16 protein-coding genes and 1 riboswitch are annotated in these 16,492 nt (G+C 59.4%); of the genes, 12 read left to right on the forward strand and 4 right to left on the reverse strand.

Translation table 11 applies throughout. The annotated features are described in order from the left end of the window. The first annotated feature begins 211 nt into the window (after nt 1–211). Nucleotides 212–547 (forward strand): Hpt domain-containing protein, encoded by a 336-nt coding sequence (locus G5533_RS05765; RefSeq protein ID WP_005353511.1) that lies wholly within the window; start codon nt 212–214, stop codon nt 545–547. A 39-nt stretch (nt 548–586) separates the two neighbouring features. Here G5533_RS05765 and G5533_RS05770 read toward each other — a convergent pair whose 3' ends face one another. Then, nucleotides 587–1,501 (reverse strand): gluconeogenesis factor YvcK family protein, encoded by a 915-nt coding sequence (locus tag G5533_RS05770; RefSeq protein WP_040065206.1) that lies wholly within the window; start codon nt 1,499–1,501, stop codon nt 587–589. A 113-nt stretch (nt 1,502–1,614) separates the two neighbouring features. Here G5533_RS05770 and G5533_RS05775 point away from each other — a divergent pair, with 113 nt between their 5' ends. Both G5533_RS05775 and G5533_RS05780 read left to right on the forward strand, forming a co-directional pair. After that, nucleotides 1,615–2,799, forward strand: a complete 1,185-nt coding sequence (locus G5533_RS05775; RefSeq protein WP_421255014.1) for an FIST signal transduction protein — start codon at nt 1,615–1,617, stop codon at nt 2,797–2,799. A 17-nt stretch (nt 2,800–2,816) separates the two neighbouring features. Beyond that, a complete protein-coding gene (locus G5533_RS05780) occupies nt 2,817–4,913 on the forward strand; it encodes an ATP-binding protein (protein WP_421255013.1) in 2,097 nt (698 codons plus the stop codon). A gap of 249 nt (nt 4,914–5,162) precedes the next feature. Here G5533_RS05780 and G5533_RS05785 read toward each other — a convergent pair whose 3' ends face one another. The 3 genes from G5533_RS05785 to narQ all read right to left on the reverse strand — a co-directional run bounded on the left by G5533_RS05785 (nt 5,163) and on the right by narQ (nt 8,192). After that, the gene (locus G5533_RS05785; RefSeq protein ID WP_201937094.1) at nt 5,163–5,738 is read right to left on the reverse strand and encodes an LON peptidase substrate-binding domain-containing protein; all 576 of its coding nucleotides are present in this window, start codon (nt 5,736–5,738) and stop codon (nt 5,163–5,165) included. A gap of 103 nt (nt 5,739–5,841) precedes the next feature. Next, complete coding sequence (narL, locus tag G5533_RS05790) at nt 5,842–6,480, reverse strand: two-component system response regulator NarL (protein ID WP_005334471.1); 639 nt, start codon at nt 6,478–6,480, stop codon at nt 5,842–5,844. Further along, nucleotides 6,480–8,192, reverse strand: a complete 1,713-nt coding sequence (gene narQ / locus G5533_RS05795) for a nitrate/nitrite two-component system sensor histidine kinase NarQ (RefSeq protein ID WP_201937096.1) — start codon at nt 8,190–8,192, stop codon at nt 6,480–6,482. The genes narL and narQ overlap by 1 nt, the downstream gene beginning before the upstream one ends. A 78-nt stretch (nt 8,193–8,270) precedes the next feature. After that, a riboswitch (molybdenum cofactor riboswitch) is annotated at nt 8,271–8,411 on the forward strand. Between narQ and moaA the strand changes: the two genes are divergently transcribed. The 9 genes from moaA (at nt 8,399) to moaB (ending at nt 16,483) form a co-directional block, all read left to right on the forward strand. Further along, nucleotides 8,399–9,394, forward strand: coding sequence for a GTP 3',8-cyclase MoaA (gene moaA / locus G5533_RS05800; RefSeq protein WP_040065406.1), 996 nt, complete (start codon nt 8,399–8,401; stop codon nt 9,392–9,394). Its footprint overlaps the riboswitch before it by 13 nt. A gap of 239 nt (nt 9,395–9,633) precedes the next feature. Continuing rightward, the gene (napF, locus tag G5533_RS05805) at nt 9,634–10,176 is read left to right on the forward strand and encodes a ferredoxin-type protein NapF (protein WP_139410607.1); all 543 of its coding nucleotides are present in this window, start codon (nt 9,634–9,636) and stop codon (nt 10,174–10,176) included. Between the two features lie 29 nt (nt 10,177–10,205). Beyond that, nucleotides 10,206–10,460, forward strand: coding sequence for a chaperone NapD (locus tag G5533_RS05810; protein ID WP_031227438.1), 255 nt, complete (start codon nt 10,206–10,208; stop codon nt 10,458–10,460). A gap of 101 nt (nt 10,461–10,561) precedes the next feature. After that, complete coding sequence (gene napA, locus G5533_RS05815; protein ID WP_441254596.1) at nt 10,562–13,051, forward strand: nitrate reductase catalytic subunit NapA; 2,490 nt, start codon at nt 10,562–10,564, stop codon at nt 13,049–13,051. A gap of 16 nt (nt 13,052–13,067) precedes the next feature. Beyond that, nucleotides 13,068–13,805, forward strand: coding sequence for a ferredoxin-type protein NapG (napG, locus tag G5533_RS05820; RefSeq protein WP_058059905.1), 738 nt, complete (start codon nt 13,068–13,070; stop codon nt 13,803–13,805). Beyond that, a complete protein-coding gene (gene napH / locus G5533_RS05825; protein ID WP_227340984.1) occupies nt 13,802–14,677 on the forward strand; it encodes a quinol dehydrogenase ferredoxin subunit NapH in 876 nt (291 codons plus the stop codon). The genes napG and napH overlap by 4 nt, the downstream gene beginning before the upstream one ends. Then, complete coding sequence (locus tag G5533_RS05830) at nt 14,677–15,132, forward strand: nitrate reductase cytochrome c-type subunit (protein WP_005334452.1); 456 nt, start codon at nt 14,677–14,679, stop codon at nt 15,130–15,132. The genes napH and G5533_RS05830 overlap by 1 nt, the downstream gene beginning before the upstream one ends. Nucleotides 15,133–15,143: 11 nt before the next feature. After that, entirely contained in the window at nt 15,144–15,734 is a 591-nt protein-coding gene (locus G5533_RS05835) for a cytochrome c3 family protein (protein ID WP_005353459.1), read from the forward strand. A gap of 242 nt (nt 15,735–15,976) precedes the next feature. Then, a complete protein-coding gene (gene moaB / locus G5533_RS05840) occupies nt 15,977–16,483 on the forward strand; it encodes a molybdenum cofactor biosynthesis protein B (RefSeq protein ID WP_005344126.1) in 507 nt (168 codons plus the stop codon). Nucleotides 16,484–16,492: the final 9 nt, after the last annotated feature.

The following is a 16,492-nucleotide window of genomic DNA, read 5'->3' on the forward strand; positions in this document are numbered from 1 at the left end:
ATTGAGTGTTGATCAATTGTTAATTTGTGGCAATCAAGTTGTTGTCTTGACGGGCGCTTGAGCATCGCTATTTCGATACTGATCACATTTTTTGCCACTTTATTCCCTGAGCCATCCAATCGGGTGCTTCATCACTGCCTGGTCGTGAGCCACGACATCGAAAACTATCTATAGTATGGTCTGTTTGAATACCGTTCTGGAGGAGCCTCGCATGGAGTGGGTGGATCGCAAGGTGTTGCAGCAGCTGGCAGAGGATATCGGTCCGGATATGCTGCCCGTGGTCATCGCAGTCTTTATTGAAGAGGTGGGCGAGCAGCTGAGTCAGCTCAGACCCCTCTATGAACAGGGAGAGTGGGAGGCGCTGGCTCGGGTGGCGCACAGCATGAAATCATCCTGTGGCAGCTATGGCGCCATGCCGAGTTATCAGCAGGTGATGGCACTTGAGATGGCCAGCAAGCAGGCCGATGTGGCAGAGGCAGAGCGCCAGTTGCAACTGCTGGAGGCCTCCTTGCCTCAGGTGCTCGCGTTTCTTGCCGATTATCAGTAACGGCGCCATGCAGGGGGGCCGGGGCGCCGTGACCGTTGCCTAACGCTGGTTGAGCAGTTGCTGGATGATCCGGTCCAGCGCCAGTTTCAGCTTCAATCGATCGTGCCGATGGGGCAGCTCAAGCTCGCCCAGCTCGGCTTCGATCACACGCCCTTGCCAGTCCCCCGCATCACTCGCGCCCTGTGGGGCCAGGATGGCATCCAGCCGACCCTGACCGACCCGGGACTCCAGCCAGCGACACTGACTCATCAGATCCAGCTGGCTGGCAGGGCCGTTTTCTGCCACCAGATTGCAGACGAAAACCAGCATGGCGCTGCTCTCGTTGATGGCCTGGGCGATCTCGGCCAGCAGCAGTGGCGGCATGATGGAGGTGAGAAAACTGCCCGGCCCCAGAATGATCATGTCCGCCTGCTGCAATGCCAGCACCGCTTCCCGGGTCGCTTGCACCTCCGGCATCAGGCCGAGGGATAGGGGCGGTGTTGCCAGTTGATCGATGGATACCTCTCCCAGGATCTGGGTGCCACACTCCATATGGGCGCAGAGATCGGTGGGAAATTCAGACATGGGTAGCAATTGTGACTCGATTTTGAGCATGTCACTGATCAGCTTGATAGCATCAAGAGGACGGACACAGAGATTATCGAGCGCCAGCAGCATCAGGTTGCCAAGGTTGTGGCCCGCCAGCTCGCCTTTGCCGGCGAAGCGGTACTCGAACAACAGGCTGCCGATGCTGGGATCGGTCACCAGCTGGTTCAGGCAGTTGCGCAGATCGCCCCAGGCGATGCACTCCTGACTCTTGCGCAGGCGTCCGGTCGAGCCACCATCATCTGTGGTGGCGACGATGCCGGTGAGCCGTTGACCGAGAAACGAGAGGGACGAAAGCACTCGTCCCATGCCATGGCCACCACCGATGGCAACGACCCGATCGAAGTCATTGATGTTTTTTTGCCACATATGGGCGTCCTGTTATTGGTCTCAGTTGACCGCTATGTTAGCAAGCGAAGCGAGATAATTGTTTGATAAAGGTATGATTTTTGCTTGAGGCTGACATTCGATAAAACAAGGAGATGGTGTTGAAATTTCTGACCGTTCACTCCCTCGCCCAGAATTCATCGCTGGCGGCCCAAGATATCTGCGCGCAGCTGCGCCACCATGCCGATCAGGCCCCCTCCCTGCTGTTACTCTATTTTACCCAAGCCCATGAAGGGGAGATACTGCGCGACGCGCTCAAACGCCAGTTCCCGACGACCCGCCTGCTTGGGTGCAGCTCTTGCGGTGGCGTCATGACCGAGATGGGACACCACGCCCGAGACGGATATGGGCTGGCAGTTGCTGCCCTGTACGACGAGAAAGGGGCCTTCGGGGTGGCCGGTGCCAGCGGTGACGGGGTGGATGTGCGGCAGTTGCTGCGCCGAGCCATGAGCGACTGTGGTCGACCGGGCGAGCTGCCCCAGTTGATCCTGTTTCATGCCAGTCCCGGCAAGGAGGAGGGGCTGCTGGCCGGTATCGAGGCCGAACTCGGTGCCTCGGTGCCGGTGGTCGGTGGATCCGCGGCTGATAGCAGTGTCAGCGGTGACTGGCAGCTCTGTTGGGATGAGGCGGTGGCTCAGGATGGTATCGGTCTGGCGGTGCTCTATCCTGATTGCCAGCTCGCTTTTCAGTTTCACTCCGGTTATGTGCCTGCCGAATTCAGCGGCGAGATCACCGCCTGCAACGGGCGGGAGGTACTCACCATCGATCATCAGCCTGCCGCCGAGGTCTATGCCCGCTGGTGCGGGCGCGAGCAGCCCTGGCCGGTGGGCGCGATTTTGCGGGAGACCACGCTCACCCCGCTGGCCCGTCAGGTGGGAGCACTGGATGGTATTCCTTATTACAAACTCTCCCATCCCGAAGCTGTGACCGAACAGGGCGGGCTGCGGCTCTTTACCGATGTGGTGCAAGGGGAGCGTCTGCTGTTGATGTACAGCAGTCAGGAAGGGTTGTTGCAGCGCAGCCTCAATGCCATGCGCGTCGAGCCAGGGTATGGGGTCGATGTGGAATTGCAGCCTATCGGCGCTCTCATCATCTTTTGTGCTGGTTGTCGTTTGGCGCTAGGTGATATGTTGTGCCAATTTGTCGAGCAGAGCCAGGCTCGCCTCGGCAAGATCCCTTTTATCACCCCCTTTACCTTCGGCGAGCAGGGGCGACTGCCCAATGGCGAGCTGGCTCACGGCAACCTGATGGTATCGAGTGTGATCTTTCTGACCGCTTGAGCAGAGCAGGATACAAGATGATTGGCAACAGTGAATTGGAAGCCCTTGGCGACAAACTGCAGGCGACCCTGGTCGATCTTATGCGCTGTCGTGAGCGCGAGGCCAAGTATCGTCATGAATCCCATACCCTGCTGAAAGGGGTGGCTACACTGGCTGATGCCAAAACGCTGGAGCAGGTGCTGGAGAGCCTCATTCAAGTGCTCAAGCCCTTTATTGGATTTGAACATGCGGATGTGGTGGCCTGGAGTGGGGAACAGGGCATCACCCACCTCAGTACCGAGCCGGAACAGTGCGGTCGCAGCTGGTTGATGACCCCGGCCTTTGCTCGTGCCATTGCCGGAGAGACGTTGGTGATCTATGACCCGTTCCAGTTGCCTGAGCTGGCACCGCTGGCGAGCGAGCCGGGCTGGGCCAGCCTGATGCTGACCGGGCTGCAGGCCCCCGGCTTTACCGCCGTTATCCTCTGTCGGCACTCGCTGGCCGGCTCCTTCGATCTGACCAGCAAGGCGGCCATGCAGCGCTGCCGTCCGTTGATTTCACAAGCGCTGGTCAACATTGCCTATCGGGCCCGCTTGCAGGAGCAGGTCGATTTAAAAACTCAGGCCCTGCAGGCCAGTGAACGCCGTTTTCGCAGTTTTGCCGCCATGGCCTCCGACTGGTTCTGGGAGACCGATGCCGAACACCGGCTCAGCTATGCTTCCGAGCCCGGTTACCTTGACGAGATGACCCCGCTGGCAACCCGGCCGACCCTCTATGACTATGTCTGCAACAAGCAGAGTACCGAGTCACAGGCATATCTCGACCTATTGGAGCAGCGTAAACCGGTTCGGGCTGTACGCATGCAGGTTGCGATGCTCGACGGCCCCCGCTGGATGGAGGTGAGTGCCGAACCCTGTTTTGATCATGGGGGGGCTTTTACGGGATATCGCGGTACCGCACGCGATATCAGCCACCAGATCCATCGTGAAGAGGAGCTGGCGCGGGCACGGGACGATGCGGAGGCGGCCAACCGTGCCAAATCCCAGTTTCTTGCCATGATGACCCACGAGATCCGCTCCCCCATGAATGCGGTGCTGGGGATGCTCGACCTGGTGCTACACGCCGAGCTGGCACCCGAGCAGAAGCAGTTGCTACGTCATGCCACCCACTCTGCCAGATTGCTGCAGACCATCATCGACGATGTGCTCGATTTCTCTAAAATCGAGTCCCAGACCCTGGTGTTCCATTGCGAGACCTTGCAACCGATCCAGTTGTGTCAATCCGTGATCGAACCGTTGCAGAACCGTGCCGACGGCAAGGGCATAACACTGAGCTATGGGGTAGATGAAGCTGTCCCTGCCGAGCTGCAGGGAGATCCGGTGCGTCTTACCCAGGTGATGGGCAATCTGCTGGACAACGCCCTCAAATTTACCGAACAGGGAGAGGTCACTCTCCATCTGGGTTGGCAGGATGAGAAGCTGCTGATCTCGGTCTCTGACACCGGGATCGGGATCTCTGATGCGGATCAGGCGCTGCTGTTTGAACCCTTCTCCCAGGTCGACAACTCGGCCACCCGGCGTTTTTCCGGTACCGGCCTCGGTCTTGCCATCAGCAAGCGTCTGGTGACGCTTATGGGGGGAGAGATCCACCTGAAGAGCGAGCCGGGCAAGGGAAGCTGTTTCTGGTTCGAACTGCCCGGCATGGCGCTACCCTGCCATAGCCAGCCGCAGCGGGAGGAGGGGGCTTCGGCACTGTTGCCACTGGATGTGCTGGTGGTGGAGGACAGCCCGGTGAATCAGCTGGTGGTGTCGCTGATGCTGCAAAAACTGGTGGGCAAGGTTCGGCTGGCTGCCAATGGTCTGGAAGCGCTGGCGCAGGTGGATGAGCAGCTCCCGGATCTGATCCTGATGGATATGCGGATGCCCCTGATGGATGGACTGGAAGCGACCCGACGCTTGCGTGAGTTGGGATGCACCATGCCTATCGTCGCCCTGACGGCCAATGCGATGGCGGAGGACAAGGCGTGCTGTCTGGCGCAGGGGATGGATGACTTTCTCGCCAAGCCTATCACCTTGTCACGGTTGAGAGAGTGTTTGCAGCGTCACTTTGGTCAGCGGTTGCCGACGCGCGGATAAAAAAAATGGTCAACTTTGTGGGTTGACCAGTTCTTCAGCAAATACTGAAGAGAGCACGGGATAAATCGGGTTGTATCAATCTATATGAAAAATCTGTGCCAACTTTTTCAGGACTCTTTTGTGTTCAATTTTGGCCGTTTAGCGCAGCGGCTCTCTCTTGTTATGGCGTTTTGCGTTCCTACTTACTCGCAAAATGCGAATTTCACATTTTCATTGTTGGAATAATTGCATTTTGCAACGCTGTTTTTGTCATTGTGAAATCAGGCGATGCAGAAATTTACGGGCCGCTTCGCTGTTTTGTTTGGCAATCAGCATCTGCTTTTCATAAATCGGCATCGGCAATATCTCGAGCCAGCGCTGGCAGAGCCAGGCGGCATCTTCAAAGCGCTTGTCCGGATAGAGCTCATCAAGCTCCGGATACTGCTCGAACACTTCCCGCAGGCGATTGACCAGCAGCTTGTCGTTGAAATCTGAGTGGGTGCTCGGCCAGTTGGGCAGCATCTCCACCTTGGCCCGGCGCAGGCCCATCTCGTCTGTTTCCATCTCGTGGATGCAGAAGCGCTCCAGTCCCAGCACCGTCACTCCCAGCAGGCCATCATTAAGGCTGTAGAAGTCAGTCACCTTGACCCGGGTGCCCACCGGCAGAATGCGGCCGGATTGTCCCGAGGTGGTCGACTCTTCCATCACGATGCCAAAGCCCTGATCGTTGATGAATGACTCCTTGAGCATCTGCAGGTGGCGTGGCTCGAACAGACGCAGAGGAAGCTTGCCGCCCGGCAGTATGTGGGAAGGCAAGGGGAACAGTGCCAAAGGTTGTAGTTTCATGTTCCATCCTCCATTGAGTAGTTGCTGAATATGACAATGCAGCGACTGTGCCAGAGAATGAAAAAAGCCACCGGAGGGTGGCTTTTCGGGCGGTTGAGGGCGCTTAGTTGCGCTGCTCCAGATACATGACAGCCGCTTCCACGCGGCTTTGCGCCTCGAGTTTCTTCAGCAGGCTCTTCACGTGAACCTTGACCGTTCCCTCGGAGATATGGAGTACCGAGGCGACCTGTTTGTTGGAGAGGCCTTTTGCAATTTCGCGCAGGATTTGCATTTCGCGACGCGTTAAGCTTTCCAGCTTCTGCTGCAGGTGATCCAGCTCGTAGATGTTTTCGAGATAGGGGCGCAGCGGTTCGCTCAGGATCTGCTTGCCGGTCATCACGTCGGCCAGCTGGGCCAGCAGCAGATCAGGCTCGGTATCCTTGAGCAGGTAGCCGTCGGCACCGGCCTTGAGCAAAGCCACCACATCCTGACGGGCATCGGAGACGGTGAGGATCACTACCCGGGAGGTGATCTCCTCGGCGCGCAGCGCCTTGAGGGTATCGAGGCCGGAGAGCCCCTTCATGTTGAGATCGAGCAGGATCAGATCCGGCTCTGACTCTTTGGCCAGCGCCACGGCATCTGTGCCGTTGGAGGCTTCACCGGTCACCTCCATGTTCTCTTCCAGAGCCAGCAGCTGCACAATCCCTTTGCGCATGAGGGGATGGTCATCTACGACCAGAACTGTGTATTTCATCTCGTCCATCAGGCGTCTCTCGTTAGACTGGTGGGAAAGGTCAGATGCACGCAGGTGCCTTGTGGTTGCTGCTCGTTGATGGTCAGCAGACCGTGCAGTTTGCTGGCGCGCTCGTTCATGATGCTCAACCCGTAATGGTTGATCGCCGAGCTGGCGAGTCCGATCCCGACACCGTCATCTGAAATCTGAACCTCAATGTTACCACTGGCGAGGGTCTCACAGCTAACATCAATCACTTGCGCGTTGGCATGTTTGATGGCATTGAGCACTGCCTCACGGATCAACTGCAAAATGTGGATATGCTGGCCCGCCTCCAAGTCGTTGTCGGCCAGTCCGTAATGGAACCGGATTTCGGCCTGGGTCTGAGGCTGCAGTTGATCAAGCATGACGCGGATCGCTTCCCCCAGATTGGCATCGCCAATGGTGAGACGGAAGGTACCGAGCAGTTCGCGCAACTGGGTATAGGCATTGCTAAGCCCCTCGTCGATCTGCTGCATCGCCTCCTGCGCCTTGTCATGTTGCCCCTTGGCGTAAGAGCGCTTGAGCAGGGTGGACTGGATCTTGAGATAGGAGAGGGCCTGCGCCAGCGAGTCGTGCAGCTCGCGGGCGATCACCGCCCGCTCCTCCATCAGCAGCAGTCGCTGCTGCTGCAGCAGGGTCTGGTCTTTGTGCAGCACCTGAGCCAGCAGCATGGTGAAGTTTTTAATCAACCGCTCATCGATGGGGTGTTGGCTGATGATGTCGAGGCGGCCGAACTCCTGCTCATCCATCTGCAGATAAAAGCTGGCCACCGCATCGAGATCGCCGGGCCAGCCGGTGCGCCCCGAGATATAGACCGGCATGGCATTGTGCTCGAAGCGGGTCAGCCGGATATGGTCGATATGCTGGTGGGCGGCGGCGCGGTCCAGCAGTTTGATGAGGGTACGGGTACTGAGCGGGGCGGCGTGCAGCTTCTGGGCGGTCGAGTAGAGAAACGAGAGCGTGTCGTTGGCCTGTTGCAGCTTGGCGGTTTTCTCTTCCACCTTGTTTTCCAGCTCCCGATAGAGTTTGCCCAGCTCATCGGCCATGGTGACGAAGGCGCGCGATAGCTCCCCCAGTTCGTTTTCGCCGTGGGCGGGCAGCTTAAGATCGAAATCCTGCCGCTGGATCTGGCGGGCACAGTAGACCAGCTGGTTGAGGGGGGCGACCACCTGCTGACGGGTGAAGCGCACCGTGAACCAGGCGATGGTGATGATGGCCAGCAGGCCGAGCCCCTCCGCAAGCGCCAGCATCCGCACCTTGAATTCCACGTGGTACTGCATCTGATTGACGAAATTGTCGATGGCCGCCACAAACTGCTCGGTGTTATCGGTGTACCGTCTGGGGGTACGATCCTCGATGTGCTGGCGCATCACCTGCCACTGGCCGAGCACCTCGCCATAGGTGCGACGCAGGGAGGCAGGAGTGATCCAGCGCTGGGTCTCCTGCAGCTCTTCGGCGTGCAGGGTCTCTTCAAACTGGGAGAGGCGCCCCAGCACGCTGTCGCCCCGCTCGATTTCGTAGGCCATCCGGTAGGCCTGCATCCGCAGCGAACCGGAGAGGTTGATCGCCTTGGCATCGGGTACCGAGTAGAAGAGGGTGACCATGGCGACCAGCGCGATCAGGCTGGCCATGAAGAGGATCAACACCATGGCGCGGCCAATGGCACTGCTGACCGAATGGACCCTGAACCGTTTTCCCATACTGATGCGCACCTCTGAATAGTGATAAGGACCCCGCAAGATGCGTGGGAGTGTACTCCAACTTGTGTTAGCATCGAAAAACTAGATGAACTCCGAGCGGTTTTGCCTAAGTCCTAGCGATAGGGGAAAACCAGCCGTCAGCCGACGTTCGAGCTGTAAGGGTCAGGAAAGAAATGCCCTGGCCTCCCGTATTTGGAAAGGTGTTTATGTTGCCACTTGAAGATGGTTTTTCCCGTCGTTTTTACTATTTGCGTCTGTCAGTGACCGATGTGTGCAATTTCCGTTGCACCTATTGCCTGCCTGACGGTTATCGTCCCCCCGAAGGTCACAAAGCGGGGCGTCAACCCTTTCTCTCGATTGACGAGATCCGCCGCGTGGTCAGCGGTTTTGCCGCCATGGGTACTCGCAAGGTGCGCATCACGGGGGGCGAGCCCTCCCTGCGCCGCGATTTCACCGAGATCGTCAAGGTGATTGCCACCACCCCGGGCATCGAGAAGGTCGCCATGACCACCAACGGCTATCGCCTCAAGGAGCGGGCTCAGGAGTGGTTTGATGCCGGACTCAACGCGCTGAATGTCAGTGTCGACAGTCTCGACCCGCGCCAGTTTCACCAGATCACCGGTGAGAACAAACTGGCCGAAGTGATGGAGGGGATCGAAGCAGCACTGGCCGCCGGTTTCAAATCGGTGAAGATCAATGCTGTGCTGCTCAAGGGGCTCAACGACTACCAGCTTGATGCCTTTCTGGGCTGGATCAGGTACAAGCCCATCGAGCTGCGCTTTATCGAGCTGATGCAGACCGGCGAGATGGATACCCTGTTTCGTGACCACCATGTCAGCGGCGAACAGATCAAACAGCGCTTGCTGGAGAGCGGTTGGGTGCAGCAGTTGCGGGGCACGGATGACGGTCCGGCGCAGGTCTTTATGCACCCCGATTCGCAAGGTGGGGTGGGGCTTATCATGCCCTACAGCAAGGATTTCTGTGCCGGTTGCAACCGGCTGCGGGTCTCCTCGCTGGGGAAGCTGCATCTGTGCCTGTTTGGCGACAACGGCATCGACTTGCGGGATCTGCTCGGCGCAGATGGGCAATCTGATGAGCTGCAACAGCGCATTCGCGCGGCACTGGCGGGCAAGAGTGCTACCCATCGTCTCCATGAGGGCAATGCCGGTATCACCCCTCATCTCGCCTCGATCGGCGGATAACCGCAAAAAATCGCCAACGATTAAATAGCAATCCTCACATGGAGGTATTTTAACCGATACCTCCATTTTTATTGCGCTGCAAGGCTTTGATCTGGCGCAAGAATCCCCCCTGTTTATCTCCCTGGTGGTATATCCCTTACCTTGTCAGGGCCGCAATATACACCCACTCTTATAATTGGTATCAAGAATGCCAATCATGGACTCGCACTGTCCCCTTTTTCACCAGAACAGGAGTCAACATGCCGGATGAGATCGATCTTGCCCGCCGCGGCCTGTTCCGGGGGCGGCTGAGAACCGCCGAACCGCCGGTGCAGTTGCCCTGGTCAGTCAACTGGTCGGCATTTGTCGCCGACTGTACCCGCTGCGGGGACTGTCTGGCCGCCTGTCCGGAGCAGATCCTGGTGAATGGCGAGGGCGGTTTTCCGGTGGTCGATTTCCAGCGTGGCGAATGCACCTTCTGCACCGAGTGCGTCACGGTCTGCAAGGTGCCGCTGTTTCGCCCGACCAGCGAGTCCCCCTGGCACTACAAGGCCCATATCGAGGCCAACTGTCTGGCCAATGGTCAGGTGTTTTGCCAGCGCTGTCAGGACAGCTGCGAGCCCAATGCCATTCGCTTTATTCCGGTGCTGGGGCGTGTGCCCACCCCGACGGTCGAGCCGGATCGCTGTAATGGCTGCGGCGCCTGCGTGCAGGATTGTCCGGTTGGCAGCATCAAGGTCGATGGGCGAGCCGCCCCATCCGGTGTTACGAGCCAGTCCACCCTCAAGCAGGAGTCAGAATGAGTCAGAAGCCGTGTGACACAGAAGCCACAATGGATCAGGAGTTCCATGTATCGAGTCTGGTGGTGCTGACCCAGCCCCCCTTGCGCCATCAGCTCGCCGAGCAGATTGGCGCCCTTGAAGGGGCCGAGATCCACGCCGTCAGTGACGAGGGCAAGCTGGTCGTGACCCTGGAAGGTCCGAGCCAGCGGCCGATCATGGCGGCCATTGATGCGATACAGGCGATGCCGGGTGTGCTCTCTGCCGCCCTGATTTACCACCAGTTCGATGAACTGGGCGGTCACTGAAAAGAGTGATGGGATGCCGGGCGTGCCCTCTGCCGCTGATGGCTGGCTCCCGTTCGACAGATTCGACAACTATTACGCGATAAGCAATGTGAGGATATGCCATGAAGCTGAGTCGACGCGACTTTATGAAGGCCAACGCGGTGGCAGCTGCCGCTGCCGTGGCCGGTGTCAGTGCCCCCACGCTGGCAGCCAATCTCATCACCAGTACCGACAAGACTGCCATCCATTGGGATAAGGCTCCCTGCCGCTTCTGCGGTACCGGCTGCTCCGTGCTGGTGGGCTCTCAGGATGGTCGGGTCGTGGCGACTCAGGGCGACCCCGATGCGCCGGTCAACCGTGGCCTCAACTGCATCAAGGGCTACTTCCTCTCCAAGATCATGTACGGCCAGGATCGCCTGACCCAGCCGATGCTGCGGATGAAGAACGGCCAGTTCGACAAGGATGGCGACTTCGCCCCCATCAGCTGGGATCAGGCGTTCGACATCATGGCCGAGAAGTTCAAGGCGACCCTGAAAGAGAAGGGGCCGACCGCCGTCGGCATGTTCGGCTCCGGCCAGTGGACCGTCTGGGAAGGCTATGCTGCCGCCAAGCTGATGAAGGCCGGTTTCCGCTCCAACAACATTGACCCCAATGCCCGTCACTGCATGGCCTCTGCGGTCGTTGGCTTCATGCGTACCTTCGGTATGGATGAGCCGATGGGCTGTTACGACGATATCGAGCAGGCCGATGCGTTCGTGCTGTGGGGCTCTAACATGGCCGAGATGCACCCCATCCTCTGGTCGCGGATGTCTGATCGCCGTCTCTCCAACCCGGATGTGCAGGTGCACGTGCTCTCGACCTTCGAGCACCGCAGCTTCGAGCTGGCGGACAATGGCATGGTGTTCACCCCGCAGACCGATCTGGCGATCCTCAACTATGTTGCCAACTACATCATCCAGAATGACAAGGTGAACTGGGACTTCGTCAACAAGCACACAGTGTTCAAGAAGGGGGCCACCGACATCGGTTACGGCCTGCGCCCGACCGATCCGCTGCAGCAGAAAGCTAAGAACCCGGACAGTGGCGATGCCACGCCGATGACCTTCGAGGAGTTTGCCAAGTTCGTGGCGGATTACGATGTGGAGTCGGTCTCCAAGCTCTCCGGCGTCTCCAAAGAGAAGCTGGAAAAGCTGGCCAAGCTCTATGCCGACCCGAACAAGAAGGTGGTCTCTTACTGGACCATGGGCTTCAACCAGCATACCCGTGGCGTCTGGGCCAACAACCTCTGCTACAACATCCACCTGCTGACCGGCAAAATCTCCGAGCCGGGCAATGGTCCTTTCTCACTGACCGGCCAGCCCTCTGCCTGTGGCACCGCGCGTGAAGTGGGTACCTTTGCCCACCGTCTGCCTGCCGACATGGTGGTGACCGAGCCCAAGCACCGCGCCATTGCCGAGCAGATCTGGAAACTGCCAGAGGGGACCATTCCCGACAAGGTGGGTTTCCACGCCGTGCTGCAGGATCGCATGCTCAAAGATGGCAAGCTCAACGCCTACTGGGTGATGTGCAACAACAACATGCAGGCTGGCCCCAACATGAATACCGATCGCCTGCCTGGCTATCGCGATCCGCGCAACTTCATCGTGGTCTCTGACCCTTACCCGACCGTCACTGCCCAGGCCGCTGACCTCATTCTGCCCACCGCCATGTGGGTGGAGAAAGAGGGGGCCTACGGCAACGCCGAGCGCCGCACCCAGTTCTGGCACCAGCAGGTGAAAGCGCCGGAAGGGGCCAAGTCCGACTTGTGGCAGCTGATGGAGTTCTCCAAGCGCTTCAAGGTGGAAGAGGTGTGGCCAGCTGAGCTGATTGCCAAGATGCCGGAAGTGAAGGGCAAAACCCTGTTCGACGTGCTCTATGCCAACGGTCAGGTCAACCAGTTCCCGAAAGAGCAGAGCAAAGGGCTGCTGAACGACGAAGCCGAGCACTTCGGTTTCTACGTCCAGAAGGGCTTGTTCGAGGAGTACGCCACCTTCGGTCGCGGTCACGGCCACGATCTGGCGCCGTTCGATCAGTACCACGAAGCGCGCGGTCTGCGCTGGCCGGTAGTAGATGGCAAAGAGACCCTGTGGCGCTATCGCGAAGGGTTCGACCCCTATGTGAAAGCGGGCGAGGGGGTGCGTTTTTATGGCAAGCCCGATGGCAAGGCGGTCATCTTCGCCCTGCCGTTCGAGCCCGCCGCCGAGTCGCCCGATAAAGAGTACGATCTGTGGCTCTCCACCGGTCGCGTGCTGGAGCACTGGCACACCGGCACCATGACCCGTCGGGTGCCCGAACTCTATCGCGCCTTCCCGGATGCGGTGCTCTTCATGCACCCGGACGATGCCAAGGCTCGCGGCGTGCGCCGTGGTGAAGAGGTGATTGTCTCCTCCCGCCGTGGCGAGGTGAAGACCCGTGTCGAGACCCGTGGTCGCAACCGTCCGCCGAAAGGACTGGTCTTCATGCCCTTCTTTGATGCGAGCCAGTTGGTCAACAAGCTGACCCTGGACGCCACCGATCCGCTCTCGAAAGAGACCGATTACAAGAAGTGCGCCGTCAAGGTGATGAAGGCTTAAGGCGGGGGAGCGCGAGATGAGTCGTAGTCGTCGCCAGTTTCTGGCCGACATGGCCAAGGGGGCCTGCGGTGTGGGCCTGCTTGGCGTGGGGCTCGGTGGCGTGGCCCGCCAGCAGGCACAAGCTGTGCCTGCCCAAGCGCTGCGTCCGCCCGCCGCTCTCGATGAAACAGAGTTCCTCAGCGCCTGCGTGCGTTGCGGGCTCTGCGTTGAGGCCTGCCCCTACGACACCCTCAAGCTCGCCCGGCTGTTTGACCCTGTGACCACTGGTACCCCCTATTTCAAGGCGCGTGCCGTGCCCTGCGAGATGTGTGATGACATCCCTTGCGTGGTGGCCTGCCCGAGCGGGGCGCTGGATCAGCAGATGACCGACATCGATCAGGCCCGGATGGGGGTGGCAGTGCTCATCGATCACGAGACCTGCCTCAACTATCTGGGGCTGCGCTGCGATGTCTGTTATCGGGTCTGCCCGCTGATTGACAAGGCGATCACTCTTGAGCTGCAGCATAACCAGCGTACCGGTAAACACGCCATGTTCCTGCCCACGGTACACAGCGATGTCTGTACCGGCTGTGGCAAGTGCGAGCATGCCTGCGTGCTGGAGGAGGCCGCCATCAAGGTGGTGCCACGCCAGCTTGCCAAAGGTGAGCTGGGTCATCACTACCGGCTCGGCTGGGAAGAGAAGGCCAAGGCGGGGAACAAGTCGCTCATCGGCGACAGGCTCACCCTGCCCACCCGCAAACCGGAGGGGTTATGAGTCGTTATCCGGGGGAAGAGGCTCGCATCAAGCTGGGGTGGTGGCGTTCCCACCGCTTCCTGCTGTTGCGTCGGCTGAGTCAGTTCAGTGTGCTCGGGCTGTTTTTGCTGGGGCCGCTGGCGGGCATCTGGATCCTCAAGGGCAACCTCTCCAGCTCGCTGTTGCTGGAGACGGTGCCGCTGACCGATCCCCTCACGCTGTTGCAGTCGCTGGCGGCGGGCCACTGGCCCCTCACCACCCTCTGGCTGGGTGCTGCCATTGTGTTGGCCGGTTACTGGCTGGTGGGGGGGCGAGTGTTCTGCTCCTGGGTCTGTCCGGTCAACCTCATCACGGATGCGGCGGCCTGGCTCCGGGGGCGTCTTGGCCTCAAGGGAAATGGCCAGTTCAGCCGTGCGACCCGCTACTGGCTGCTGGCCATGGTGCTGGTGGTGCCAGCGGTGGCCGGGGTGATGGCGTGGGAGCTGGTCAATCCGGTGTCACTGGCCATGCGCGGTCTGCTGTTTGGCATGGGGGCGGGCTGGGCCCTGCTTGCAGCGCTGTTCCTGTTCGATCTCTTCGTAGTTGAGCGGGGCTGGTGCGGTCATCTCTGTCCGGTGGGGGCCTTCTATGCCTTGGTCAACCGGGTCGGATTTATCAAGATTTCTGCCAAGGGGCGCGAGCGGTGCAACAACTGCATGGATTGTTATGCGGTCTGCCCGGAACGTCCCATCCTGCGCGGGCCTGTTCATGGTGCCAAGCGCGGTCACGGGCCCTTGATTGCGGCTCAGGAGTGTACCAACTGTGGCCGCTGCATCGATGTCTGCGCGGAACAAGTTTTTGAAATCACTGTAGGTTTTGCCGTCAAGGCAGAAAAAACGTCGGAGAACAAATAATGAAAAAGCTGATTGGAGCAATGCTGGCCTGCCTGATGGCGGGATCCTTGATGGCAGCGGCCCCCGAGATCACCAACAGTACCGGTGGCCTCAAGTCCGAGCGGGGCGCCACCGATCTGGTGACCGATGCCACCGCCGCGCCCCTAAAAAACTTCCGCAAGGATGGCGCGCCCTACGATCGCCAGTACATGCATCAGCCGCCGCTGATCCCCCACGACATTCGCAACTATGAGGTGGACACCAAGGTCAACAAGTGCCTGGCTTGCCACAGCTTCAAGAATGCCAGTGCCATGAAGGCCCCCAAGATCAGTCCGACTCACTTCGAGACCCGCGACGGCCTGACCCTGGGTGAAGTGTCGCCGCGTCGCTACTTCTGCCTGCAGTGCCATGTGCCGCAAGCGGATGCCAAGCCGCTGGTGGAAAATACCTTTAAACCGGTTGAAGCGCTGAACTGAGGAATCCATAGATGAAATTACCCGGCTTTATCCAGCGTCTGTGGACCACCTTCAAGTCACCATCGAAGGCGGCTCTCTGGGTCATCCTGCTGATGGGCTTCTTCGGTGGCGTGATTTTCTGGGGTGGCTTCAACACCGCCATGGAAGCATCCAACACCGAGGCCTTCTGCACCAGCTGTCACGAGATGAAGGACAACGTGTTCGAGGAGTACCGCGACACCATCCACTACGCCAACCGCTCCGGCGTGCGGGCCAGCTGCCCGGATTGCCATGTACCGCATGAGTGGACCTACAAGATCATCCGCAAGGTGCAGGCTTCCAAGGAGCTGTGGGGCATGATCACCGGCAAGGTGGATACCCGTGAGAAGTTCGAGTCGCACCGGCGCGAGATGGCGGAGCGGGAGTGGCAACGAATGAAAGAGACCGATTCGCGCGAGTGCCGCAACTGCCACAACTTCGAGTACATGGACTTCTCCCTGCAGGGGCAGCGTGCCGCCAAGATGCACTCTACCAATCTGGCCAGTGGTGAAAGTACCTGTATCGACTGTCACAAGGGGATCGCTCACCAGCTGCCCGACATGACCGGGGTGAAAGGGTTCTGATCCTGCGACGACAGGCCGGGTTTGCCCGGCCTGCGTTTTGTTCATATATGGGACAAGCATCAGATTTGTGTGTCTTTTAAATCCCATATCTCGTGAAACCTTTGATAGAATCAGCCCGCCGTCACACGCTTGAGCAAGTTGGTCACCCCTGTCTGCGTCCGTTTTTGCGCCCTGACAGCTGGCCTCTCATACCCCTTCTCTTCCTGCCTCGTTGACGGCCCATAGCCACAAGGAGCTGCCCGATGGGACAGAAACACAACGCATTTATTCCCCTCAAGATCGCCGTGCTGACGGTCTCCGACAGCCGCACCGCCGCCGATGACAGCTCGGGTGACTATCTGGTCTCGGCCCTTACCGACGCGGGCCATCAGCTGGCCGATCGGGCGCTCTGCCCGGACAACCTGTTTCGCATCCGGGCGCGGGTGAGCGAGTGGATTGCCGATGAGGGGGTGCAGGTGGTACTGATTAACGGCGGTACCGGCTTCAACGAACAGAACCGGGTGCCGGAAGCGGTCGGTGTGCTGTTCGAGCGCACCGTACAGGGTTTTGGCGAGATGTTCCGTCAACTCTCTTTTGCCGAGATTAAAGGCTCCGCCATGCAGAGCCGTGCGCTGGCGGGACTCGCCAATCGCACCCTGATCTGCTGTCTGCCGGGCTCCACCGGCGCCTGCCAGCTGGGCTGGGAGCAACTGATCCGCGATCAGCTCGATGCCCGCACCAAGCCGTGCAACTTTGTCTCCCACCTCTGAGAGCAAGCG

Origin of the sequence: Aeromonas sp. A600620 (assembly GCF_029479985.1) — a bacterium.
In the GTDB taxonomy this organism is placed as follows: domain Bacteria; phylum Pseudomonadota; class Gammaproteobacteria; order Enterobacterales; family Aeromonadaceae; genus Aeromonas; species Aeromonas veronii_A.

What these genes read in the sequence shown, in the direction of transcription:
- G5533_RS05765 (WP_005353511.1), top strand. Translation starts at nt 212, where the DNA reads ATGGAGTGGGTGGATCGCAAGGTGTTGCAGCAGCTGGCAGAGGATATC.
- narL (WP_005334471.1), bottom strand. Translation starts at nt 6,480, where the DNA reads ATGGACGAGATGAAATACACAGTTCTGGTCGTAGATGACCATCCCCTC.
- G5533_RS05810 (WP_031227438.1), top strand. Translation starts at nt 10,206, where the DNA reads ATGGATCAGGAGTTCCATGTATCGAGTCTGGTGGTGCTGACCCAGCCC.
- G5533_RS05770 (WP_040065206.1), bottom strand. Translation starts at nt 1,501, where the DNA reads ATGTGGCAAAAAAACATCAATGACTTCGATCGGGTCGTTGCCATCGGT.
- napG (WP_058059905.1), top strand. Translation starts at nt 13,068, where the DNA reads ATGAGTCGTAGTCGTCGCCAGTTTCTGGCCGACATGGCCAAGGGGGCC.
- napA (WP_441254596.1), top strand. Translation starts at nt 10,562, where the DNA reads ATGAAGCTGAGTCGACGCGACTTTATGAAGGCCAACGCGGTGGCAGCT.
- G5533_RS05780 (WP_421255013.1), top strand. Translation starts at nt 2,817, where the DNA reads ATGATTGGCAACAGTGAATTGGAAGCCCTTGGCGACAAACTGCAGGCG.
- moaB (WP_005344126.1), top strand. Translation starts at nt 15,977, where the DNA reads ATGGGACAGAAACACAACGCATTTATTCCCCTCAAGATCGCCGTGCTG.
- napF (WP_139410607.1), top strand. Translation starts at nt 9,634, where the DNA reads ATGCCGGATGAGATCGATCTTGCCCGCCGCGGCCTGTTCCGGGGGCGG.
- G5533_RS05830 (WP_005334452.1), top strand. Translation starts at nt 14,677, where the DNA reads ATGAAAAAGCTGATTGGAGCAATGCTGGCCTGCCTGATGGCGGGATCC.
- napH (WP_227340984.1), top strand. Translation starts at nt 13,802, where the DNA reads ATGAGTCGTTATCCGGGGGAAGAGGCTCGCATCAAGCTGGGGTGGTGG.
- narQ (WP_201937096.1), bottom strand. Translation starts at nt 8,192, where the DNA reads ATGGGAAAACGGTTCAGGGTCCATTCGGTCAGCAGTGCCATTGGCCGC.
- G5533_RS05775 (WP_421255014.1), top strand. Translation starts at nt 1,615, where the DNA reads ATGGTGTTGAAATTTCTGACCGTTCACTCCCTCGCCCAGAATTCATCG.
- G5533_RS05835 (WP_005353459.1), top strand. Translation starts at nt 15,144, where the DNA reads ATGAAATTACCCGGCTTTATCCAGCGTCTGTGGACCACCTTCAAGTCA.
- moaA (WP_040065406.1), top strand. Translation starts at nt 8,399, where the DNA reads ATGTTGCCACTTGAAGATGGTTTTTCCCGTCGTTTTTACTATTTGCGT.
- G5533_RS05785 (WP_201937094.1), bottom strand. Translation starts at nt 5,738, where the DNA reads ATGAAACTACAACCTTTGGCACTGTTCCCCTTGCCTTCCCACATACTG.